Annotated in this window: 15 protein-coding genes, 1 tRNA gene and 1 pseudogene; 4 read left to right on the forward strand and 13 right to left on the reverse strand. The window is 71.1% G+C overall.

Features of this window, described 5'->3' with window-relative positions; translation table 11 throughout:
• Window positions 1–28 precede the first annotated feature (28 nt).
• Both OG875_RS24225 and OG875_RS24230 read right to left on the reverse strand, forming a co-directional pair.
• Window positions 29–493 (reverse strand): annotated as a pseudogene (locus tag OG875_RS24225) (helix-turn-helix domain-containing protein); the annotation flags it as partial.
• Window positions 494–576: 83 nt separating this feature from the next.
• Window positions 577–660: transfer RNA gene (locus tag OG875_RS24230), tRNA-Leu, on the reverse strand.
• Window positions 661–754: 94 nt separating this feature from the next.
• On the opposite strand from OG875_RS24230, the gene OG875_RS24235 reads away from it, so the two are divergent.
• Entirely contained in the window at window positions 755–1,405 is a 651-nt protein-coding gene (locus OG875_RS24235) for an ANTAR domain-containing response regulator (RefSeq protein ID WP_330176333.1), read from the forward strand.
• An 80-nt stretch (window positions 1,406–1,485) separates the two neighbouring features.
• On the opposite strand, the gene OG875_RS24240 is transcribed toward OG875_RS24235, so the two are convergent.
• The 8 genes from OG875_RS24240 to OG875_RS24275 form a co-directional block, all read right to left on the reverse strand.
• Window positions 1,486–2,202: an ABC transporter ATP-binding protein gene (locus OG875_RS24240; protein ID WP_330176334.1), complete on the reverse strand. Its 717-nt coding sequence runs from the start codon at window positions 2,200–2,202 to the stop codon at window positions 1,486–1,488.
• On the reverse strand, window positions 2,199–3,071 hold the full coding sequence (locus OG875_RS24245) for an ABC transporter ATP-binding protein (RefSeq protein ID WP_330176335.1): 873 nt from the start codon (window positions 3,069–3,071) through the stop codon (window positions 2,199–2,201). The genes OG875_RS24240 and OG875_RS24245 overlap by 4 nt, the downstream gene beginning before the upstream one ends.
• Window positions 3,068–4,801: a branched-chain amino acid ABC transporter permease gene (locus OG875_RS24250; protein ID WP_330177888.1), complete on the reverse strand. Its 1,734-nt coding sequence runs from the start codon at window positions 4,799–4,801 to the stop codon at window positions 3,068–3,070. Before OG875_RS24250 ends, OG875_RS24245 begins: the two co-directional genes overlap by 4 nt.
• 5 nt (window positions 4,802–4,806) lie before the next feature.
• A complete protein-coding gene (locus tag OG875_RS24255) occupies window positions 4,807–5,739 on the reverse strand; it encodes a branched-chain amino acid ABC transporter permease (RefSeq protein ID WP_330176336.1) in 933 nt (310 codons plus the stop codon).
• A gap of 104 nt (window positions 5,740–5,843) precedes the next feature.
• Entirely contained in the window at window positions 5,844–7,079 is a 1,236-nt protein-coding gene (locus OG875_RS24260; RefSeq protein WP_330176337.1) for a branched-chain amino acid ABC transporter substrate-binding protein, read from the reverse strand.
• Between the two features lie 534 nt (window positions 7,080–7,613).
• Window positions 7,614–8,018 carry a hypothetical protein gene (locus OG875_RS24265; RefSeq protein WP_330176338.1) on the reverse strand — a complete coding sequence of 135 codons (405 nt, stop codon included), beginning with the start codon at window positions 8,016–8,018 and terminating at the stop codon, window positions 7,614–7,616.
• Window positions 8,019–8,270: 252 nt separating this feature from the next.
• Window positions 8,271–8,759 (reverse strand): PaaI family thioesterase, encoded by a 489-nt coding sequence (locus tag OG875_RS24270; protein WP_330176339.1) that lies wholly within the window; start codon window positions 8,757–8,759, stop codon window positions 8,271–8,273.
• Window positions 8,760–8,927: 168 nt separating this feature from the next.
• A complete protein-coding gene (locus OG875_RS24275) occupies window positions 8,928–11,258 on the reverse strand; it encodes an FdhF/YdeP family oxidoreductase (RefSeq protein WP_330176340.1) in 2,331 nt (776 codons plus the stop codon).
• 133 nt (window positions 11,259–11,391) lie between these two features.
• Between OG875_RS24275 and polA the strand changes: the two genes are divergently transcribed.
• Entirely contained in the window at window positions 11,392–14,103 is a 2,712-nt protein-coding gene (polA, locus tag OG875_RS24280; protein WP_330176341.1) for a DNA polymerase I, read from the forward strand.
• A 110-nt stretch (window positions 14,104–14,213) separates the two neighbouring features.
• On the opposite strand, the gene OG875_RS24285 is transcribed toward polA, so the two are convergent.
• Entirely contained in the window at window positions 14,214–15,077 is an 864-nt protein-coding gene (locus OG875_RS24285; protein WP_330176342.1) for a DUF4184 family protein, read from the reverse strand.
• A 275-nt stretch (window positions 15,078–15,352) separates the two neighbouring features.
• Between OG875_RS24285 and OG875_RS24290 the strand changes: the two genes are divergently transcribed.
• Entirely contained in the window at window positions 15,353–17,014 is a 1,662-nt protein-coding gene (locus OG875_RS24290; protein WP_330176343.1) for a lytic transglycosylase domain-containing protein, read from the forward strand.
• A gap of 467 nt (window positions 17,015–17,481) precedes the next feature.
• Here the strand turns inward: OG875_RS24290 and hrpB are convergent, their stop codons facing one another.
• Together hrpB and OG875_RS24300 are read right to left on the reverse strand one after the other, a co-directional pair.
• Window positions 17,482–20,061 carry an ATP-dependent helicase HrpB gene (hrpB, locus tag OG875_RS24295; RefSeq protein WP_330176344.1) on the reverse strand — a complete coding sequence of 860 codons (2,580 nt, stop codon included), beginning with the start codon at window positions 20,059–20,061 and terminating at the stop codon, window positions 17,482–17,484.
• 99 nt (window positions 20,062–20,160) lie between these two features.
• Window positions 20,161–21,087: a class I SAM-dependent methyltransferase gene (locus OG875_RS24300; RefSeq protein WP_330176345.1), complete on the reverse strand. Its 927-nt coding sequence runs from the start codon at window positions 21,085–21,087 to the stop codon at window positions 20,161–20,163.
• 389 nt (window positions 21,088–21,476) lie between these two features.
• Here OG875_RS24300 and rpsA point away from each other — a divergent pair, with 389 nt between their 5' ends.
• Entirely contained in the window at window positions 21,477–22,991 is a 1,515-nt protein-coding gene (gene rpsA / locus OG875_RS24305; RefSeq protein ID WP_330176346.1) for a 30S ribosomal protein S1, read from the forward strand.
• The last annotated feature ends 342 nt before the right edge of the window (window positions 22,992–23,333 follow it).

A 23,333-nucleotide genomic window follows, 5' to 3' on the forward strand; every position in this document is an offset into this window, starting at 1 on the left:
ACCCGAGGAGTGCGTATCGGGCCGGAGTTCAGTGCTTCGGCCCGATACGGGCGTCCATGAGTGCGACGGACGCCTTGCGGGCGACGGAGATGTTGTACGGCTTTCCGTGGCGGGCGCAGTGCTTCCAGTCGACACCGAGACGGTCGAGTGTGTCGGTGTGGAGCTGCCGGATGCCGTCGGAGACATTGGTGAACCAGTAGCGCGGATACTCGTACCGTTTCGTCTCGCCGGCCACGGTGCGGGTGGTCCAGTTCATGTTGCGGCAGCCGTCGGAGTGGACGAGCCCACGGATCAATTCCCAGGGGTGTTCGCCCACGATTTCCCGCTGCCGGTCGACGAGAACGACGGGACGTTCGTGCTTCCTGCCGGGCCCGTGCTGCGGGAACAAGCAAGTGAGATGTCTCGAGTTGACCTTGACGTTGCTGCACCCGATCCGGCGGACCCGGAAGACCGAGTTGTCGGGGAGGACCGTGCGCATGGCCGCCTCGCACTCTCCATGAACTACAGTGCGTGACAGGGAATCGCTTTGTGCAAGAAAAAGTGGATGTTCGCGCGAACGTGAACATCCACTTTCTGTGCCGGGTACGGGATTCGAACCCGCACGTCCTTTCGGACAGAGGTTTTTGAGACCTCCGCGTCAGCCAGTTGCGCCAACCCGGCCATCCGCCGCGGGGAAAGTGTACCGGTTCACATCGGACCACCGCAGCTCGGTAGGCTCTTGCCCAGCAGTATCTGCCAGTTACGAGGAGCCTCAGTGACCGCGCCCGAGTCGCCCCAGCCCGTCGGCGACGACAAGTCGCATGTGCCGCCCCTGACGACGCGCGTCGTCATCGCCGAGGACGAGGCGCTCATCCGTCTCGACCTCAAGGAGATGCTGGAGGAAGAGGGCTACTCCGTCGTCGGCGAGGCCGGTGACGGTGAGCGTGCCGTCGAGCTCGCGCGGGAGCACCGGCCCGATCTCGTCATCCTCGATGTGAAGATGCCCGTCCTCGACGGCATCTCCGCGGCCGAGCGGATCGCGGGGGAGTCGATCGCCCCCGTGCTGATGCTCACCGCCTTCTCCCAGCGGGACCTCGTGGAGCGTGCGCGGGACGCCGGGGCCATGGCGTATCTCGTGAAGCCGTTCAGCAAGAGTGACGTCGTGCCCGCCATCGAGATGGCCGTCTCGCGGTTCACCGAGCTCAAGGCGCTGGAGAAGGAGGTCGCCGATCTGACGACCCGCCTGGAGACGCGCAAGCTCGTGGACCGGGCCAAGTCCGTCCTTCAGACGCAGTACGGCCTGACGGAGCCCGCCGCGTTCCGGTGGATCCAGAAGACGTCGATGGACCGGCGGATGTCGATGCAGCAGGTCGCCGAGGCGGTCATCGAGGACGCCGAGGAGAAGAAGGCCGCGAAGGGGCAGTAGCCCCGGCACGCGAACGGGAAGGCCCGCGCCCCCTTGGAGGGGCGCGGGCCTTCCCGCGTACGTACGCCCGTGCGTGGACCTCAGTCCTCGCCCAGGTACGCCTTCCGTACCGACTCGTCCACCAGCAGGTCACGCCCGGTGCCCGAGAGGACGACCTTGCCGACCTCCATCACATGGCCGTGGTCCGCGAGTGACAGCGCGGCCTGGGCGTTCTGCTCCACGAGGAGGATCGTGGTGCCCTGGGCCTTCAGCTCGGAGATCGTCGCCATGATCTTCTGCATCATGATCGGCGAGAGTCCCATGGACGGCTCGTCCAGCATGAGCAGCTTGGGCTGGGACATGAGCGCCCGTCCCATGGCGAGCATCTGCTGCTCGCCGCCGGAGAGGGTGCCCGCGGCCTGCTTGCTGCGTTCGCCGAGGATCGGGAACAGCTCGTAGGCGCGCTTGATGTCCTTCTCGATGCCCGCGGTGTCCTTGCGGAGGAACGCGCCGAGCTTGAGGTTCTCCGCGATGGTCAGCCGGGGGAAGATCCGGCGGCCTTCGGGGGAGTGCGCCAGGCCCATCGCGACGATCTTGTGTGCGCCGACGCCGCTCAGCGGCTTGCCGTCGAACACGATCCGGCCGCCGGACGGCTTGAGCAGCCCGGAGAGGGTGCGCAGGGTGGTCGTCTTGCCGGCGCCGTTGGTGCCGATGAGGGTGACGATCTGGCCGGCTTCGACGCTGAAGGAGATGCCCTTGACGGCTTCGATCTTGCCGTAGGCGACGCGGAGGTCTTCGACCTCGAGCAGGGCGGTCACGGGGTTTCCCCTTCCTTGCCGGTGTTCCTGTGCGCCTCGGCCGCCTCGGTCGCCGCGACTTCTTCCTGCCCGGGTGCGCCCTCGAAGGGGGTGCCGAGGTAGGCGGCGACGACGCGTTCGTCGGCCTGGACGACGCCGGGGGTGCCCTCGACGAGTTTCTCGCCCTGGACGAGGCAGGCGACCCGGTCGCACAGGTTGAAGATGAAGCGCATGTCGTGCTCGATGACGAGTACGGCGATGCCCATGTCCCGGATCGCGAAGATGAGTTCTTCGGCGGTGCGGGTCTCCTGCGGGTTCATGCCGGCGGTGGGCTCGTCGAGGAGGAGGAGTCCGGGGTCGCTGGCGAGCGCGCGGGCGATTTCGAGCTTGCGCTGTTCGCCGTAGGCGAGGTTCCGCGCGAGGTGGTCGGCCTTGTGTGCCAGGCCGATGAATTCGAGCAGTTCCATGGCGCGTTCGTGGGACGCCGCTTCGGCCCGCTTGAAGCCGGGGCCGCGCAGGAGGGCGGACCAGAGGCCCTCCTTGGTGCGGGTGTGGCGTCCGACGAGGACGTTCTCCAGCACTGTCATGTTGGAGAAGAGCCGGATGTTCTGGAAGGTACGGGCGATGCCTGCCTGGGTGACGAGGTGGGGCTTGGGCGGCAGGACGGTGCCCTTGTAGCTGACGCGGCCCTCGCTGGGCACGTACAGCCCGGTGAGGCAGTTGAAGAAGGTGGTCTTGCCGGCGCCGTTGGGGCCGATGAGGCCGACGATCTCGCCGGCGTTCACGGTGAGGTCCACGGAGCGTACGGCGGTGAGGCCGCCGAAGCGCATCGTGACGCCGCTGGCGTCGAGCACGGTGTCGGTCCTGGTGGTGGTCGTCATGGTGTTCACGCCCCCGCCTTCGTGGTGCCGGCACCGGGTTCGGACAGCTTCTCGGCCGGTACGTCGAGCTGGCCGGTTTCGTGGAATTCGAGCTGGGCGCGGCGGTTGGCGATGAGCCCCTCGGGCCGGAAGCGCATCAGGAGGATGAGTGCGAGGCCGAAGCCGAGCAGCTGGTAGTCCTGGAGGAACTGGAGCTTCGCGGGGATCATGTAGAGCAGTGCGGCGCCGATGAGCGGTCCGCTGATGGTGCCCATGCCGCCGAGGATGACGGCGGCGAGCAGGAACGCGGAGTTGGGCGGTACGGGTCCGGCGAAGACGTACATCTCGGGGACCACGGTGCTCTGGACGTGGGCCTGGACGGTGCCCGCGAGTCCGGCGAGGGTGGCGCCGAGTGCGAAGGCGATCAGCTTCACGCGGAAGCCGTTGATGCCCATCGCGGTGGCGGCGGTCTCGTCCTCGCGGATGGCGACCCAGGCGCGGCCGATGCGGGAGCTGCCGGCCCGGCTGAAGACGAGGACCACGAGGATCATCGCGAGCAGCATGAGCAGGTAGTAGTTGGCGTAGGCGCCGAGTTCGAAGCCCAGGATGTTGTGGGATTCGCCGAAGTCGTACCCGAAGAAGTTGAGGTCGGGGATGTTCGGTACGCCGTTGGGGCCGTTGGTGATCTGGGGTCCGGAGACGCCGTCGAGGTTGCCGACGGTGATGCGGAAGATCTCTCCGAAGCCGAGGGTGACGATGGCGAGGTAGTCGCCGCGGAGGCGGAGGGTGGGTGCGCCGATGACGACGCCGAAGATGAGCGAGACGGCGGCGCCGGTGAGGACGGCTGCCCAGAAGGGGAACTGGACGTCGAACGCGGATGCGGTGGTGCCCGAGACGAGGGCGGCGGTGTAGGCACCGACGCCGAGGAAGGCGACGTATCCGAGGTCGAGGAGTCCGGCCAGTCCGACGACGATGTTCAGTCCGAGTGCCACGGTCGCGAAGATGAGGATGTTGACCGCGATGAGGGTGAACTGGTCGGTGGACTGGGTGAAGGGGAAGGCCGCGGCGGCGACGAAGGCGGCGATCAGGGTGATGGAGCGGTACTTGGCGGTGAGGGCCGAGAGCCGTGCCATGAGTCCGGACTGGAAGAGCGCCGTGACGACGAAGCCGGTGACGATCATGTAGCCGGTGAAGAGTTCGGCGTCCTCGGTGTCGATGCCGTAGGTGACGACGAACAGGCCGAGTGCGAAGGCCGCGACGATGATCAGGATCTCGGCCCAGGAGGGGAGTTCCTTGGGTGCCGCGGCCTTGCGGGTGTCGTCGGGCAGCAGGAACGCGACGAGGGGGACGGCGGAGGCGACGGCCGCGACGTAGGCGCCGGGGTCGAGGTGGACCAGTCCGCCGAGTTGGACCGCGATGGCGAGGACGGTGAACCAGGTGGTGCCGAAGGTGCCGAGGGCGAGGAGTCGCAGTGCTTTGCTGGTGCCGGTGGGGGCGAGCCAGCCGAGTCCGCGGATGCCGAGGGCGGCGAGCGTGAACAGGAGGGTGAGGATGCCGGCGGAGAGGGTGATGACCTGGAGGCCGCCGGGGTAGCCGTAGACGGTCAGGTCGCCGGGGAACTCGTCCGTGTAGGTCCAGGCCAGGAAGGTGCTGGCGATGGTGAGGACGGCGCCGAGGGCGATGAGCCTGCGGAGGTTGGTGGTGCGGGTGTCGTCGGTCGCCGGGATGGTCGCGGCGGTCTTCGTGGTGTCGGTTGTCATGGTTCTCACGCCCGATCCGCGACGCGCTCGCCGAGTAGACCCTGTGGCCTGACGAGGAGCACGACGATGAGAAGTACGAATGCCCAGACGTTGGCCCAGGCGCCGCCGCCGAGCTGCTGCATGCCGGGGATCTCTTCGATGTAGGCGATCGAGAGTGCTTCGGCGAGGCCGAGTACGACGCCGCCGACCATGGCTCCGTAGATGTTGCCGATGCCGCCGAGTACGGCGGCGGTGAAGGCCTTGAGTCCGAGGACGAAGCCCATCTCGAAGTTGATCTGGCCCTTGTCGAGGCCGTAGGCGACCGAGGCGATGGCGGCGAACGCGGCACCGATGGCGAAGGCCATGACGATGATGCGGTCGGTGTTGATGCCCATGAGCTTGGCCGTGTCGGGGTCCTGCGCGGTGGCCTGCATGGCCCGGCCGCTGCGGCTCTTGGACACGAAGAGGCCCAGGGCGAGCATGCAGAGGGGGGCGAGGACGAGGACGAAGGCGTCGGCGCGCTGGAGGTAGAGGTTGTCCAGCAGCTTGAACGATTCGCCTTGGAACTCCGGGAAGCTGCGGGGCTTCTTCGCGTCGGGGTAGAAGCCCCAGACGAGCTGCTGGAGAACGATGGAGAGGCCGATGGCGGTGATGAGCGGCGCGAGGCGCGGGGCGGTGCGCAGTGGGCGGTACGCGAACCGTTCCGCGGCGGTGGCGACGAGGACGGAGGCGAGGGCGCCACCGATGATCATGAGGGGTATGGCCACCAGGAGCGAGGTCCCGCTGGGGAGCGCGAGGTAGGTGGTGAGGGCGCCGAAGCCCCCGATCATGAATATCTCGCCGTGGGCGAAGTTGATGAGCTGGACGATGCCGTACACCATGGTGTACCCGATGGCTATGAGGCCATAGAGGGCGCCGAGGGCAAGGCCGTTGGCCAGCTGTTGCGGCAGTTCGTTCACCGCAGGGCCTCCGATGAGCGTGTCGGATATGACTCCGCGCGAGGGCGCTTTCGCGCCCCCGCGCGGCTACTGGTCAGGTGGGTGGGGCTGGTGCCGGTCGGGGATCAGTCCTCGAACGTGGCGCTCTTGACGTCCTTCCAGGCACCCTTCTGGACCTCGTAGACGGTGAGCTGCTTGTTGGTGGTGTCACCGAACTCGTCGAAGGCGACCTTGCCGGTCACACCGTCGAAGGTGACGCCGGACATAGCCTCGATGACCTTGGGCCGGGCGTCCTCGGGGAGCTTGCCGTCGTTGTCGGCGGCGACGGCCTTGACGGCCTGGATGACGGACCAGGCGGCGTCGTACGAGTAGCCGCCGTAGGCGCCGTACGGGTCCTTGTAGCCTTCCGCGTTGTAGTCCGCGATGAACTGCTTGGCGGTCGGGAGGGCCTCGACGGGGTAGCCGACCGAGGTGGCGAGGTCGCCGTCGTTGGCCTCACCGGAGGCGCTGATGAAGGCCGGGTCGTACAGGCCGTCGCCACCGAAGGTGGGGATCTTGGCGCCGGTCTTCTTGATCTGGTCGGAGAGCAGGCCGCCCTCGGGGTACTGGCCACCGAAGTAGACGGAGTCGGCCTTCGACGCCTTGACCTTGTCGGCGGTGCTGGAGAAGTCGGTCTCCTTGACCGTGATGTGGTCGGTGCCGACGACCTTGCCGCCCAGGCGCTTGAACTCCTCGGCGAAGATCGCGGCGAGGCCGGCGCCGTAGGTCTGCTTGTCGTCGACGACGTAGACGGCCTTCTTCTTGGCGTCGTTGAAGAGGTACTGGGCGGCGAACTTGCCCTGGACCGTGTCCGTGGCGCAGGTGCGGAAGTAGGACGTGAACGGCCGCTTCGCGTCGCCCGTGGCCCAGTCGTCGCCCTGGCTGAGCGCCGGGTTCGTGTTGGCGGGGGAGACCTGGACGACGTCGGCCTTCTGGAAGACGCCCTGCATCGACTGGGCGACGCCGGAGTTCAGCGGGCCGACGGCGCCTATGACGTCCTTGTTGCCGACGAGCTTGGTGGCGTTGGCCTGGCCGGAGGCCGGGACGGCCTGGTCGTCGAGGGCCTCGATCTTGAACTCGATGCCGGGGACCTCGTTGTTCTTGTTCGCGTTCTTGATCGCGAGGTCGACGGAGTTCTTGATGCCCTGGCCGAGCGCGGAGAGGGAGCCGGTCAGCGGTGCGTCGACACCGATGACGACGGTCGTCTTGCTGTCGCCGCTGCCTTCGCTCTTGCTGTCGTCGTCGCGCGACCCGCAGGCAGTGAGCGTGAGTGCTCCGGTGGTGAGCATTGCGGTGAGTACGAGAAATGAACGGTGTCGCACGAGCAGGTCCTTTCCCTGGCGCGGCTCTCCTCTGCTGAGGTGCCGTGATCATCGCCGAGCGTGGGCTGGGTGTTGCTACGCGGTGGTGAGCAGAGCTGCCCGGCGGCGCGGTGACTGGCCGTGACTCTAGGCGCAGCTGACGGGGTGCGGGACAAGTCGGCCATGGATGTGACTCTCTTGTTATGCCGCTGAGCAAGGTTTGAGGTTTGACGAGGGGGCGGCGGCTGTCGCGGCCCGGGTCAAGAAATGACCGCATGCTGAGAACGCGCAGCTCTGTTAAGGGGCTTGGAGGGATCTTGGTGCTGACACGGACGGTGTCCGGCGGGGGTGCCGGCGGAGGTCGCCGGGTGGGGCGGGCCGTGTGGGACGGGGAGTTTCAGCACCGTCCGGTTGTCACGCAGAGTTGCTTTTTTCGGAGGGTGCCAGAGGGGGATACGGGCAGCGACCGGCCGGACACGGTCGGCGGGAGGCCGGTGGCGGGCGGCGGGGTCCGTACGGGGGCGGCGGTCCCGTGGTTCTGTCGTGGCGCCGTGGTCACTTCGGCGGGAGCCAGTTCTCCGAGCTGCCGAGGGCGCCGTCGGTGGCGGTGCACCGGGCCGTGGTCTCGCGGGTGATCAGCCGTTGCGCGGCCGGGTTTCCGTGGCGTTCGCGTTCGGCGCGCGCGGCGGCGAGGATCTCGTCGTGCAGGCCGAGCTGTTCGTTGGACAGACCCTTCTGTTCCCAGTCGAGCCCGGCCCAGGTGCTTCCGGCGAGGGCTTCCCGGACCCAGTACGAGACGAGGGTCGCGCACAGTTCGGCCGGAGTGGTGCGTTGCGGGCTCGGCACGTCACGGTGCGTGATGTCGGGTGGGCCGGAGGGTGCGCATCCGGCCAGCGCGGTGACGAGGACGAGGGAAGACACGACGCGTGCGCGGCGTCCGGAGCCGCTGCCGAGGGCCACAGGGCGACGGTAGACAGTCGGGCGACCGCGGCACAAGACATGTGCGGGGGTCGCGCGGGGCGGTGCTGTGGGGGCGTAGAGGTTGACGGAGTGGGGCGGGCGCGGGGCGGGGTGCCGGGCCGGGCGGGGCGGTGGTCGTGCTGCGGAGCTTGGGCCGGGCGCCGACGGGACCGGAGCGGACCGGGCGCAGGCGGCTCCACCCGGCGCCCGGTGCCCGACCCGGTGCCGGCGTGGGACGGAGCCGTGTCGCGGTCAGCCCGCCTCGGGGGCCGGGGCGTCGCGGAGCAGGCAGGTCAGCCGGGCCGTGCACACCCGCTTCTCCTGCTCGTCGGTGATCACGATCTCGTACGTCGCGGTGGACCGGCCGCGGTGGACCGGGGTGGCGACGCCGATCACCAGCCCGCTGCGTACCGCCCGGTGGTGTGTGCAGTTGAGGTCGACTCCCACGGCCACCTTGCCGGGGCCGCCGTGCAGCATCGCGCCGATGGAGCCGAGGGTCTCGGCGAGGACGGCGGAGGCGCCGCCGTGCAGCAGTCCGTACGGCTGGGTGTTGCCCTCCACGGGCATGGTGGCGACGGCGCGGTCGGCGGACGCCTCGATCACCCGCACGCCCATGCGGGTGCCGAGGCTCCCGGCGGAGAAGAGCGACGTCAGGTCGATGCCGTAGGGCTCGTACCTGTCGATGATCTCCTGCGGGAACGTCGTTGCGGACTGCTCGTTCGCGGGGGGCTGCTCACCCATGGGTCAGGCTCCGATCGGCTGCGTGGTGCGACGGTGCGACGGTGCGACGGTGCGGCGCGTCTGAGTCCCGCGCGCCTGTCCCGACCGTCCTATTCAGACGGCTGAGCGAACGCTTAGCGGGGGCCGGGCCGGGCAGCGCCAGGGCAGGGGACGGGGAACAGGGTCGGGTCAGGGCTGCTCGAAGCGCACCACGACGGACTTGCTCGCCGGGGTGTTGCTGGTGTCGGCGGTGGAGTCCAGCGGCACCAGCACGTTCGTCTCCGGGTAGTAGGCGGCGGCGCAGCCGCGCGCCGTCGGGTAGTGCACCACCCGGAATCCCGGGGCGCGCCGTTCGACGCCGTCCTTCCACTCGCCGACCAGGTCCGTGTACGCCCCGTCGGCCAGGCCGAGCCGCCGGGCGTCGTCGGGGTTGACGAGAACGACCCGCCGGCCGCCCTTGATGCCCCGGTAGCGGTCGTCGAGGCCGTAGATCGTGGTGTTGTACTGGTCGTGCGAGCGCAGGGTCTGGAGCAGCAGCCGGCCCTCCGGCAGTGCCGGGTACTCGACGGGCGCCGCGGTGAAGTTGGCCTTGCCGGTGAGGGTCGGGAAGCGCCGTTCGTCGCGCGGGGCGTGCGGCAGCCGGAAGCCGCCGGGCCTGGCGGCGCGCGCGTTGAAGTCCTCGAAGCCGGGGACGACCCGGGAGATCCGGTCGCGGATCGTCCCGTAGTCCTTCTCGAACTCCTCCCAGGGTGTGGCCGACGCCGGGCCGAGGACGGCGCGCGCGAGGCGGGCGACGATCGCGGGTTCGGAGAGCAGATGGGGGCTCGCGGGGGCCAGGTTGCCGCGGGAGGCGTGCACCATGCCCATGGAGTCCTCGACGGTCACGAACTGCCTGCCGCCCGCCTGTACGTCCTTGTCGGTGCGGCCGAGGGTCGGCAGGATCAGGGCGCGTGCGCCGGTGACCAGGTGGGAGCGGTTGAGCTTGGTCGACACGTGGACGGTGAGGCGCGCGGTGCGCATCGCGGCCTCGGTCACCTCCGTGTCCGGTGACGCCGAGACGAAGTTGCCGCCCATGGCGAAGAAGACCTTCGCGTCGCCGTCGCGCAGGGCGCGTATGGCCCGTACGACGTCGTAGCCGTGGTGGCGGGGCGAGGTGATGCCGAACTCCCGGTCCAGGGCGTCGAGGAACGCCGGCGCGGGCCGTTCGAAGATGCCCATGGTGCGGTCGCCCTGGACGTTGGAGTGTCCGCGTACGGGGCACACCCCGGCGCCCGGCCGGCCGATGTTGCCGCGCAGCAGGAGGAAGTTGACGACTTCGCGGATGGTGGCGACGGAGTGCTTGTGCTGGGTGAGGCCCATCGCCCAGCAGACGATGGTCCGTTTCGAGGCCAGCACCATCGCCAGGGCGCGTTCGATGTCGGCGCGTTCCAGACCGGTCGCGGTCAGGGTCTCGTCCCAGTCGGCGGCGCGCGCGGCGGCGGTGAACTCCTCGAAGCCGTGGGTGTGTTCGGTGACGAACGCGGTGTCGACGGCGGCCGGGTCGGTCTCGGCCGCCTCCAGGATCAGTTTGTTCAGCAGCCGGAACAGGGCCTGGTCGCCGCCGATGCGGATCTGGAGGAAGAGGTCGTTGAGGGCCGCGCCCTTGATCATGCCGGCCGGGGTCTGCGGGTTCTTGAACCGCTCCATGCCGGCCTCGGGCAGTGGATTGACCGAGATGATCCGGGCGCCCGCCGTCTTGGCCTTCTCCAGGGCGGAGAGCATCCGTGGGTGGTTGGTCCCCGGGTTCTGCCCGGCGACGATGATCAGATCGGCCTGGTGCATGTCCTCCAGGGACACGCTGCCCTTGCCGACGCCCAGGGTCTCGGCGAGCGCGGATCCGGACGACTCGTGGCACATGTTGGAGCAGTCCGGCAGGTTGTTCGTGCCGAACTCGCGGGCGAACAGCTGGAACAGGAACGCCGCCTCGTTGCTGGTGCGGCCCGAGGTGTAGAACAGCGCCTCGTCGGGGGAGTCCAGCGCCGTCAGTTCCTCGGCGATGACGGCGAACGCGCGCTCCCAGCTCACCGGTTCGTACCGGTCACCGCCGGGGCCGCCCGCACCGTCGTCGGTGCCGTCACCGCTGTCGGCGCTGCCGCGCTCCAGGAGCATCGGCTGGGTGATACGGCCCTGCTGACCCAGCCAGTAACCGCTGCGGTTCGCCAGGTCGGCCACCGGGTGCGCGGCGAAGAACTCCGGGGTCACCCGGCGCAGCGTCGCCTCCTCGGCGACCGCCTTCACCCCGTTCTCGCAGAACTCCGCCGTGTGCCGGTGGTCGCCCTCCGGCCAGGCGCAGCCCGGACAGTCGAAGCCGTTCTTCTGGTTGACCTTGAGCAGTGTCCGCGCCGCCCGTGTCACGCCCATCTGCTGCTGGGCGACCCGCAGGGAGTGCGCGACGGCGGGCAGTCCGGCGGCGCTGTGCTGCGGGGGGTCGACCCGCGGCGCGTCCTGGACCGGGTCACCCGAGGGCGGCTTGCTGGCCATCACGCTCTCCCTGGCTCGTAGGGCGGGACCGCTCCCGCGATGCTCCTCCGATCCTGCCACGCGTCACCGACAGCCGGTCCGGGCCGGGGTGCGCGGGTCGGGATTGTCAGTGGGGCGTGGCAGGATCGGGTACGTGGCCGAGACAGCGTCGAAGAAGACCGAAGACAACCGTCCCCGCCTGCTCCTCATGGACGGGCACTCCCTGGCGTACCGGGCGTTCTTCGCGCTGCCCGCGGAGAATTTCACCACCAGCTCCGGGCAACCGACCAATGCCTTCTACGGCTTCGCGTCAATGCTGGCGAACACCCTGCGTGACGAGGCGCCCACGCATTTCGCGGTGGCCTTCGACGTCTCGCGCAAGACGTGGCGCTCGGCGGAGTTCCCGGAGTACAAGGCGAACCGCTCCGCGACACCGGACGAGTTCAAGGGCCAGGTCGAGCTGATCGGCGAGCTGCTGGACGCGATGAACGCGCACCGGTTCGCGGTCGACGGCTTCGAGGCGGACGACGTCATCGCCACCCTCGCCACCCAGGCCGAGGCGGCCGGCTTCGAGGTGCTGATCGTCACCGGCGACCGGGACTCCTTCCAGCTCATCAGCGAGCACACGACGGTGCTGTATCCCACCAAGGGTGTCTCCGAGCTGACCCGTTTCACCCCGGAGAAGGTCCAGGAGAAGTACGGGCTGACGCCCGCGCAGTATCCGGACTTCGCCGCGCTGCGCGGCGACCCGTCGGACAATCTCCCCGGTATCCCCGGTGTGGGTGAGAAGACCGCCGCGAAGTGGATCAACCAGTTCGGTTCCTTCGCCGCGCTCGTGGAGCGCGCCGAGGAGGTCAAGGGGAAGGTCGGGCAGAATCTGCGCGACCACCTGCCCTCGGTGACGCTCAACCGCCATCTCACCGAGCTGGTGCGCACGGTGGAGCTGACGAGGAGCGCGCAGGAGCTGGAGCGTGTTCCGTACGACCGGTCGGCCGTCACGGGTGTCCTCGACGTGCTGGAGATCCGCAACCCCAGCCTGCGTGAACGGCTGCTCGCCGTGGACCCCGGCGCCGCCGAGGACGAGGCACCGGCCCCCGAGGCGGGCATCGAGCTGGACGGCACGGTGCTGGCGTCCGGCGAGGTGGCGCCCTGGCTGGCGGAGCACGGCGACCGGCCGCTGGGCGTCGCCCTGGTCGACACCTGGGCGCTCGGCACGGGCAGTGTCAGTGAGGTCGCGCTCGCCGCCGCCGACGGTGCCGCCGCCTGGTTCGACCCCACGCAGCTCGACGAGGCCGACGAGAAGGCGTTCGCCGACTGGCTGGCGTCCGACGGCCACCCCAAGGTCCTGCACAACGCGAAGGCCGCCATGCGGGTCGCCCCCGAGCACGGCTGGCGGATCGGCGGGGTGACCATGGACACCGCGCTCGCCGCGTATCTGGTCAAGCCCGGCCGCCGCTCCTTCGCGCTCGACGCCCTCGCCGTCGAGTACCTCGGACGCGAACTGGCCCCGGCCGCCGCGGCCGACGGGCAGCTGGCCTTCGGCAGCGACGACCAGGCCGAGGCGGACGCGCTGATGACGCAGGCGCGCGCCATCCTCGACCTCGGCGACGCGTTCACGGGCCGGCTGGCGGAGGTCGGCGCCACCGGACTGCTCCAGGACATCGAACTGCCCACCTCGGCGCTGCTCGCCAAGCTGGAGCGCAACGGCATCTCGGCCGACCGGCCCCATCTGGTCGCCCTGGAGGAGCAGTTCGCCGCCGCCGTGCAGCAGGCGGTGAAGGAGGCGCACGCCGCCGTCGGCCACGAGTTCAACCTCGGCTCGCCCAAGCAGCTCCAGGAAGTCCTCTTCGGTGAGCTGGGTCTGCCCAAGACCAAGAAGACGAAGACCGGTTGGACGACGGACGCCGACGCGCTGGCGTGGCTGGCCGCGCAGACCGAGCACGAACTGCCCGTCGTGATGCTGCGCCACCGTGAGCAGGCCAGGCTCCGTGTCACGGTCGAGGGCCTGGTCAAGATGATCGCGGCGGACGGCCGTATCCACACCACGTTCAGCCAGACCGTCGCGGCCACGGGGCGCCTCTCGTCCACGGACCCGAATCTTCAGAACGTGCCGGTGCGCACCGACGAGGGCCGGGCGATCCGCGGCGGCTTCGTCGTCGGCGAGGGCTACGAGTCGCTGATGACCGCCGACTACAGCCAGATCGAGCTGCGCGTGATGGCGCATCTGTCCGAGGACGCCGGTCTGATCGAGGCGTTCGCCTCCGGCGAGGACCTGCACAGCACGGTCGCCTCCCAGGTGTTCGGCGTGGACCGGTCCGCCGTCACCCCCGACATGCGCCGCAAGATCAAGGCGATGTCGTACGGACTGGCCTACGGGCTCTCCGCGTTCGGCCTCTCCCAGCAGCTGAACATCGAGGCGGCCGAGGCGCGCGGTCTGATGGACACGTTCTTCGAGCGCTTCGGCGGTGTACGGGACTACCTCCAGCGGGCGGTCGAGGAAGCCAGGGCCACGGGTTACACGGAGACCATGCTCGGCCGCCGCCGCTATCTGCCGGACCTCAACAGCGACAACCGCCAGCGCCGCGAGATGGCCGAGCGGATGGCGCTGAACGCCCCGATCCAGGGCACCGCCGCCGACATCGTGAAGGTCGCGATGCTCCGCGTCGACAAGGCGCTGACCGAGGCCGGGCTGGTGTCACGGATGCTGCTCCAGGTGCACGACGAAATCGTGCTGGAGATCGCCCCCGGTGAGCGGGAGCGGGTCGAGGAGCTGGTCATCCGGGAGATGGCGGCGGCCACGCATCTGCGGGCGCCGCTGGACGTCTCGGTGGGCGTGGGCCCGGACTGGAACTCGGCGGCCCACTGAGCACCACGCGCGCGGGCCCTGCCCGTTGTCGCGGACGTTCTCGCGCCGTGTCCCGATCGCCGGGCACCGCGTACGGGTCCGGCCCGGCCCCTCGGCCGTGCCGGACCGGATCAGCGCGGGCCGGTGCGGGCCCGGTCCGGGGAGGCGGGGGCGGCGGCCGGCCCGGCCGGTCTCGTACGGGCGGCGCGCAGCCGGGCACCCGCGCCGTACAGCACGAGCCCTGCGGCGAGTCCCGCCCCGGCGCCGAAGCAGAGCGTCGGGATCACGTCCAGCGGGGTCGACACCTGCCCGTGGTAGGCGTACCAGCGCGCGAACCGGTGCGCCATGCCGAGCAGGACGCACACCGCGAGCAGCGCCAGGGCGAGCGCGCGCTCCCGCCGTCCGAGCACGGGCACCGCGGCAGGCGCCGGGCCGGCGGGCAGCCGGCGCACCGCGGAGACCGTGAACCAGCCGAGCGCCACCAGGGCCAGCGCCGAACTGCCGTACTGCGTGTACGTGTAGAGGGGGAAGCCCCCGACGATCTCCCCCAGCGTGGGGAGGGCGCGGGTGCCCCAGCGGTCGACATGGGTGAACGCGTCCCACACCACGTGCGTGGACGCGCCCAGCACCGCCGAGACGTAGAACCGCGCGGCCAGTGCGGGGCGTCGGCCGCCGCGCCGGTCGGGTCCTCGTACACAGGCGTACACCCTGCCCCGCCACCGGGAGGGCAGCAGCGCGACCAACGGCTCACGCAGCAGCAGCCAGAGGCCCACCAGGGCCGCGGCGATGAGGACGTCGACGGTGAACAGGCCGGCCGGGCCGTGTGTGACGGCGCCGAACTCCATGGCGCCGGGCACGGCGGTCGCGGCGAAGTACGTCATGTCGGGCGCCACCGAACCGGCGACGAGCGCCGAGGCGAGCAGCGGACCGCGCGACGTGCCGTCCCTCCTGATGCCCGGCAGGACCGCCGCCGCATGGCTCAGCGTGAAAGGCACAGCCGGTCTCCCTGGATGATCGTGAGGGTCTCGACGACCGTGAGCGTCTCGGCACGACGGTGACCGTCCCGACCACGGTGATCGTGATCGTGACCGGGATCAGTATGGACGACGCGCGTTCCCGGCCACCGGTTCGACGAAGGGGGAGCGGGGAGGTGGCGAAACGGTGAAATGCGGTCACCGGCCCGTGTGCGGGGCAAGGGAGTTGCCGTAGGGTCGCCTGTGGCCACGCGCGGGGGAGCGCGAACAACCGTTCACCGGGAGGGACCAGACGTATGGCAGCGCAATTCGGCCGCCGGCTCCGCAGAGGGGCGGCCACCACGGCGGTCGCCGCACTCGCAGTCGCCGCACTCTCCGCCTCGCAGGCCCCGGCCATAGTGTCCGGCGGCGGTGACGGCGGGAAGCAGGCGTCCGGATCGAGCGTGCCGGACGGCGACTCGGCCTCCGGGGACTCCTCCTACCACACGGACCTCCCGCCGCTGAACACCCCCGACAAGCCCGGTACGTCGATCGACCTGCCCAGCCTGGGCGCGTCCGAGGCCGGGATACCCGCGTCCGTGCTCGCCGCGTACAAACAGGCCGAGCAGCGCATCGCGATCACCAACCCCGGCTGCAACCTGCCGTGGCAACTCCTCGCGGCGATAGGCAAGGTCGAGTCCGGCCAGGCGCGCGGCGGCCGGGTCGACGACGCGGGCACCACGCTCTCGCCGATCCTGGGCCCCGTGCTGAACGGTGTCGGCTTCGCCAACATCTCCGACACCGACAACGGCGCGTACGACGGCGACACGACCCACGACCGGGCCGTCGGACCGATGCAGTTCATCCCGTCCACCTGGGCGACCTGGGGCCAGGACGCCAACGGCGACGGCCGCGACGACCCGAACAACATCTACGACGCGGCGCTCGCCGCCGGCCGCTACCTCTGCGCCGACGACCGGGACCTGTCGGACAAGAGCAACCTCGACCGGGCGATCCTCAGTTACAACCGCTCACGGGAGTATCTGGCCACGGTCCTGTCGTGGCTGGAGTACTACAAGCGCGGCAGCCACGAGGTGCCGGACGGCACGGGCGAGCTGCCCGAGGGCCCCGGCCCGCTGAACCCGGGCGGACCCGGGGCGTCCCCGAGCCCCGAAACGAGCCCGTCGCCCAAGCCCCCGAAGCCGAAGCCGACTCCGCCGCCGACGACGCCGCCCCCCACCCCGCCCCCCACCACGCCTCCGCCGACGACGCCGCCCGCCACCCCCGATCCGACCGTCGCACGGCTGGAGAACGCGGGCACCGGCACACTGTCCGCCACGGCGGGCACGGCCTTCGCACAGCGCGTCACGGTGCGCGGCGAGGACGGCAAGGGCAAGGTCGTCGGCAAGGTGGCCGTACGGTTCGAGATCGTCGGCGACACCGACGCGACCTTCGACAGCGGTACGAGGAACGTCACCGTGACGAGCGGCACGAACGGCGTCGCGACGGCGCCCGCGCTCCGGGCGGGCGAGAAGACCGGCGACTTCACGGTCCGGGTGAGTGTCGCGAACCGTACGGTCCAGGCCGTCGACTTCACGGCGACCGTCACCGAACGCGTCGCGGACGCGGTCGTCCGCACCGGCGACAAGGAACTGACGGCGGCGCCCGGCACGGAGTTCGCCGACGCCGTCGGGATCATGGCCACCCTCAACGGGCAGGCCGCGGCGGGAGTGGCGGTCAAGGCCACCCTGATCACCTCGGCGGACAACCCGTCGACGTCGGACAAGGGCCCCTACTTCAAGGACGCCGCCGGCCAGCCGCTGCGCGCCCTGACGGGCCTGAAGACCGACGCCCAGGGCGCGCTGCTCCTGCCGAAGCTCTTCGCGGACGACGCGGTGGGCACGTTCCTGCTCCAGATCGAGACGGCGGGCGGCGCGAAGGTGACGATCGAACTGAAGGTCGCGGCCCCGGCCGCGTAGCCGCGCCGAGTTCTCAGGACCTGTGCCGCCCCTCCGTCCCGGACGGAGGGGCGGCACAGGTGTGTTGGGGGGCGGGTGGGGCCGGAAGGCGACAGCGTTCGTGCGGGACGGCGCGCCACTTCGCGGTGCCGGACACAGACCGGGCCGGTTCCCGGACCCCGCGCGGGACCCGGGGCGGGCACCACTTCTCACGATCCGTCCGGCACGCACTCAGGGCGCCCCCGGCAGCCGCGCGGTGAAGTGCCGTGCCAGGGGTTCCGGGCCGCGAATACCCGCCGCGCGCCCGCCGCTACGTGCCGGACCCCGGCCATTGCGCGAGGCGAAAGCGGCGCTCCCGCCCGCAGGGCGGGGCGCGTGGCGGTCGGTGCGTGCGCTCGCACGGGGGAGGATCGGTCTCGTACCGGGCGTACGTGGCCCGTTACGACGACACCGCGACCGTGCGCGCCGGCGCTACTTCGCCGCACGCCCTAGCGGCGCTCGTTCAGGCGCCGCGTCGCCGGGGCCTCCGTGGGGTTCTCCGGCCAGGGGTGGCGGGGGTAGCGGCCGCGCAGTTCGGCGCGGACCGCGCGGTAGCCGTCCCGCCAGAAGGACGCGAGGTCGGCCGTGACCGCCGCCGGACGGCCGGCGGGGGAGAGCAGGTGGACCAGTACCGGCACTCCCGCGACCGTCGGTGTCGTGGTCAGGCCGAACAACTCCTGGAGTTTCACCGCCAGTACGGGCTGCTCCCCGCCGTAGTCGACCCGTACCCGTGAACCGCTCGGCACCCGGAGGCGTTCCGGAGCCAGTTCGTCCAGCCGTGCCGCCTCGCCCGACGCCCACGGCAGCAGCCGGCGCAGTGCGTCGCCCGCCTCGACGCGGGCCAGGTCGGCGCGTCGGCGGGCCCTCGACAGTTCGGGCTCCAGCCAGTTCTCCGCGCCGTCGAGCAGCGCGGTGTCCGACACGTCCGGCCACGGGGCGCCCAACACCCGGTGCAGGAAGGCCAGTCGCTCCCGCAGGCCCCGCGCGTCCCGTGTCCAGCGCAGCAGGCTGTCGGGGCCCTCCCGCCGCAGCCCCTCCAGCAGGGCCGCGCGTACCCGCGCCGGAGCGGGGTTGCGCAGTGGGCGCCCGGACAGTTCGACCGCGCCGAGCCGTGTCACCTCCCTGGCGACGACGTCGCCGTCCTCCCAGCGCACCTCCTGGCCGGAGACCAGCAGGCGCGCGGCGGCGGCCCGCGCGGTGTCCTCGTCGACGACGGCGGCGAGCCGTACCCGCGCGGAGGCGGCCGTCGCGGGCCGGTCCGCGACGGCGACGGCGAGCCACGGCGCGTCCCGCAGCCCGGACCCGTCGGTGAGTTCGGCGCCGGTGCCCGACACCATCAGGAAGGCACCGCCGCCCCGTGCCCGCGCGATCCGCTCGGGGAAGGCGTACGCGGCGACGACCCCCACGACCGTGTCGTCCGGCAGGCCGTGGCCGCCACCGCCGTCACCGCTGCCGCCGCCGTCGTCGTCGCCCCGTGCCGCCCCGTCCGGGCCCGACGGCAGGGCCGAGGCCAGCCGCCGCGCTTCCTGGCGCCAGCGCGCCGCGTAGCCGTCGCCGCCCCGTTTCGCGGTGCGCCAGGCCGCCGCCAGGTCGTCGCCGTACGCCCTCGGCGGTTCCTCGCTCAGCAGCGCCACCACCTCGGCGGTCCGGCGCGCGCCGACCTCGGCGGCGCCGTCGAGCAGCGCGCGGGCCAGCCTCGGGTGCAGGCCGAGCCGGGACATCCGGACGCCCCGGCCGGTCACCCGCCCGTCGGCGTCCACCGCGCCGATCGCGGCCAGGACCGTACGGGCGGCGGCCAGGGCTCCCGCCGGGGGCGCGTCGAGCAGTGCGAGACCGGACGCGTCCGGGTCGCCCCAGCACGCCGCCTGAAGGGCGAACGCCGCCAGATCGGCGACCTTGATCTCGGGCGCCGGGAAACGCGGCAGCCGCGCGTCCTCCGCCTCGTCCCAGCACCGGTACACCGCGCCCGGCGCCTCACGGCCCGCGCGCCCGGCGCGCTGCCGGCCCGTCGCCTGCGAGGCGCGCACCGTGGTGAGCGCGCTCAGCCCGCGCGCGTGGTCCGTGCGCGGCTCACGCGCCAGCCCGGAGTCCACCACCACGCGTACGCCCGGCACGGTCAGGCTCGACTCCGCGACGGAGGTGGCCAGGACGACGCGGCGCTCGCCGTCGCCCGGCCCCGCGAGTACCGCGTCCTGCACCGCGGCCGGGGCCCGGCCGTGCACCTGGAGCACGGACGCGCCGAGGTCGCCGGGGCTCCCCAGCAGCGCCGCGACCCGGCCGATCTCGCCGACACCCGGCAGGAACACCAGGACGTCGCCCGCCCGTTCGGCCAGCGCCCGGCGCACCACGGTGGCCAGATGGGCCAGCAGCGCCGGATCGACCCGCATGCCGTGCGGCGGGCGCACCGGCCGGGCGGGCGGCGCCCACACGACCTCCAAAGGATGCGTCACTCCCCGCGCCTCCACCACGGGCGCGTCGCCCAGCAGCCGCGCCCACCCCTCGGCGTCGGTGGTCGCCGACGCGGCCACCAGCCGCAGGTCCGGGCGGAGTGTCGCCCGTACGTCCAGCAGGAAGGCCGCCACGGTGTCGGCGTCCAGGTGCCGTTCGTGGCACTCGTCGAGGATCACCACGTCCACGCCGCCGAGTTCGGGGTCGCGCTGGAGCCGCTGGAGCAGTACACCGGTGGTCACCACCTCCACCACCGTGCCGCGCCCCACCACGCGCTCCCCGCGCACCGTGAAGCCGACGCTCCCGCCGGGCTTCTCACCCAGCAGCCACGCCATCCGCCGGGCCGCCGCGCGCGCGGCGATCCGGCGCGGCTCGGCGACGACCACCCGCCGCCGCGTCCCGCTCCCGGCCCCCGCGCCGCCGGGGCCGATCAGCCCGGCCAGTACCAGCGGCACCAGCGTCGTCTTGCCGGTGCCGGGCGGCGCGCACAGCACGGCCCGTCCCGGCCCGTCGAGGGCGGCCTCCAGCGCGGGCAGGGCGGTACGGACGGGCAGCGCGGCGAGTGCGTCGTGGCGGATCACGCCCCCAGTCTCGCCCCGGTCACGCGTCCACCGACGCCTCCGGTCCCGTCTCCGGCAACGCCCCCGGTGCCCGCCCCCGGTGCCGTACGGGCCCCGTCCTCAGTCCCGTACGCAGACGAAGATCGCCGACCCCGGGATCAGATTCCCGCGCAACGGCGACCAGCCGCCCCACTCCTGCGTGTTCCAGGCCGGCCACTCCGGCTCCACCAGGTCGACCAGCCGGAACCCGGCCGCCACCACGTCCCGTACCCGGTCGCCCAGCGTCCGGTGGTGCTCCACGTACACCGCGCGCCCCTGCTCGTCCTGTTCCACGTAGGGCGTGCGGTCGAAGTACGACGCCGACACCGACAGCCCCTCCGGCCCCGGCTCGTCGGGGAACGCCCAGCGGATCGGGTGCGTGACCGAGAAGACCCAGCGCCCGCCGGGGCGCAGCACCCGCCGTACCTCGCGGAACACCCGTACCGGTTCGGCGACGAAGGGGATGGCCCCGTACGCGGAGCACGCCAGGTCGAAGGAGCCGTCCCGGAAGGGCAGCGCCGCCGCGTCCGCCTCCACAAGAGGTACGTCGTCGCCGATGCGCCGCGCGTGCTGGAGCTGCCGGTGCGAGAGGTCGAGCGCGACCGGGCGCGCGCCCTGCGTCGTCAGCCAGCGCGAGCACTGTGCCGCGCCCGCCCCGATCTCCAGGACGTCGAGGTCCTTCAGCGACTCGGGCGGGCCCAGCAGCTCCGCCTCCACCTCGTCCAGGCCCTCGGGCCCCCAGACGAACCGGTCGTCTCCCAGGAAGGTGCCGTGCTCCAGCTGGTAGTCGTCGGCGTTCCGGTCCCACCAGCCCCGGTTGGCGCGGCTGCTCTCGGCGCCGTCACTCGCGCGCCGGGTGGCCTCCGACTCCCACTCCGGCTCCGGCTCCGTCCGCGGGGCCGGCCCAGGAGCCGGCCCCGGCTCCTGGCGGGGTCGCGGGGTCCGCTCGTGTGCCGTGTCGTGCGGCGCCCGCCGCTCGGCCTGCTGGTCTGCGCGCTCTTGGCTCATCGTGTCCGTCGTCGTAGTGTGCGGAGAGACCGGTCAGCACCCGCGCCGCGCGGTGCCCGGCCGGTGTCCGCTCGCGCCGCGGTGCGGCCCTCGTGGCCTCATGAAACGAATGTTGTGCCGGGTATGGGGCCTTCCGCCCCCGGTGTGCGCCTTCGCGCATTGACCGTGTCCGGCTGCCCCCGTATGCTAAAGGTTGCGCTGCGGGCTTGCGCGCCTCAGACGTAGCAGGCCGCGCTCGCATCCGTTGTTGGTTCCCTCGGCTTTCGAGGCGCCTTCTCCTCTTCGGGAATGGCGCTCCCCGGGCTGTGCGGACTTCCGGTGGATGGCGATACGGGCTCTCGGCGTGGCAGTACCTACGACTCAATGTCCGCACCGGAGCCTTTACCCACATGACGAGCAGCACCGAGACCACCGCCACCACCCCGCAGGTTGCGGTCAACGACATCGGTAACGAGGAAGCATTCCTCGCCGCGATCGACGAGACGATCAAGTACTTCAACGACGGCGACATCGTCGACGGCGTCATCGTGAAGGTCGACCGGGACGAGGTCCTGCTCGACATCGGTTACAAGACCGAAGGCGTCATCCCCTCCCGCGAGCTTTCGATCAAGCACGACGTCGACCCCAATGAGGTCGTCGCCGTCGGTGACGAGATCGAAGCCCTTGTTCTCCAGAAGGAGGACAAGGAAGGTCGGCTCATCCTGTCCAAGAAGCGCGCGCAGTACGAGCGCGCCTGGGGCACGATCGAGAAGATCAAGGAAGAGGACGGCATCGTCACCGGCACCGTCATCGAGGTCGTCAAGGGTGGTCTCATCCTCGACATCGGCCTCCGTGGCTTCCTGCCGGCTTCTCTCGTCGAGATGCGCCGCGTCCGCGACCTCCAGCCCTACGTGGGCAAGGAGCTCGAAGCCAAGATCATCGAGCTGGACAAGAACCGCAACAACGTGGTCCTGTCCCGCCGTGCCTGGCTGGAGCAGACGCAGAGCGAGGTTCGCCAGACGTTCCTCACGACCCTGCAGAAGGGCCAGGTCCGCTCCGGCGTCGTCTCCTCGATCGTCAACTTCGGCGCGTTCGTGGACCTCGGCGGTGTCGACGGTCTCGTGCACGTCTCCGAGCTCTCCTGGAAGCACATCGACCACCCCTCCGAGGTTGTCGAGGTCGGCCAGGAAGTCACCGTCGAGGTTCTCGACGTGGACATGGACCGCGAGCGTGTCTCCCTGTCGCTCAAGGCGACGCAGGAAGACCCGTGGCAGCAGTTCGCCCGGACGCACCAGATCGGCCAGGTCGTTCCCGGCAAGGTCACCAAGCTCGTTCCGTTCGGCGCGTTCGTCCGCGTCGACGAGGGCATCGAGGGCCTGGTCCACATCTCCGAGCTGGCCGAGCGCCACGTGGAGATCCCGGAGCAGGTCGTCCAGGTCAACGACGAGATCTTCGTCAAGGTCATCGACATCGACCTGGAGCGCCGCCGCATCAGCCTCTCGCTGAAGCAGGCCAACGAGGCGTTCGGCGGGGACCCGGCTTCGGTCGAGTTCGACCCGACGCTGTACGGCATGGCTGCCTCGTACGACGACCAGGGCAACTACATCTACCCCGAGGGCTTCGACCCCGAGACCAACGACTGGCTCGAGGGCTTCGAATCCCAGCGCGAGGTGTGGGAGACCCAGTACGCCGAGGCGCAGACCCGCTTCGAGCAGCACCAGGCGCAGGTCATCAAGTCCCGCGAGGCCGACGAGGCCGCCGCTGCCGAGGGCGCTGCCGCCCCGGCCGGCGCGGCTCCCGCGGCCTCCGGCGGCAACGGTGGCGGCGGCTCGTACTCCTCGGAGTCCCAGGACAACTCCGGCGCCCTCGCGTCGGACGAGGCCCTGGCCGCGCTGCGCGAGAAGCTGGCCGGCGGCCAGAGCTGACGCTCCGGCCCCCAGTGGGTGAATAGTTAGAACGTGAGGCCCGCCCCCGCAAGGGAGCGGGCCTCACGCGTGCGTCCACCGGCGCGGATCGCGGCGGGCCGGGGCGGACCCGGGCGTGGGGGGAAGGTTCCGGCCGGAAGCGACAGGTCGGGCGCGCGAAGTACCTTACGGGGCGCGCGCGTTGGATCGCGTACCACCGGCAGACGCCCGCGCGAGGCCCGGATGGGGGTCGCGCGGGTGGGGAATGCTCACGCCCGGGGGCGTGTTCACCCTGAGGAACACGAGGAGGACCGGTAATCGTGGTTGATCCGCGGGATTTGTACGAGTGGGAGCCCAAGGGCC

The organism is Streptomyces sp. NBC_01498 (assembly GCF_036327775.1).
GTDB lineage: Bacteria > Actinomycetota > Actinomycetes > Streptomycetales > Streptomycetaceae > Streptomyces.

Coding starts and splice junctions, on each gene's coding strand:
- rpsA (WP_330176346.1), top strand. CDS start 21,477: ATGACGAGCAGCACCGAGACCACCGCCACCACCCCGCAGGTTGCGGTC.
- OG875_RS24270 (WP_330176339.1), bottom strand. CDS start 8,759: ATGGGTGAGCAGCCCCCCGCGAACGAGCAGTCCGCAACGACGTTCCCG.
- OG875_RS24290 (WP_330176343.1), top strand. CDS start 15,353: ATGGCAGCGCAATTCGGCCGCCGGCTCCGCAGAGGGGCGGCCACCACG.
- OG875_RS24250 (WP_330177888.1), bottom strand. CDS start 4,801: ATGACAACCGACACCACGAAGACCGCCGCGACCATCCCGGCGACCGAC.
- OG875_RS24300 (WP_330176345.1), bottom strand. CDS start 21,087: ATGAGCCAAGAGCGCGCAGACCAGCAGGCCGAGCGGCGGGCGCCGCAC.
- OG875_RS24275 (WP_330176340.1), bottom strand. CDS start 11,258: ATGGCCAGCAAGCCGCCCTCGGGTGACCCGGTCCAGGACGCGCCGCGG.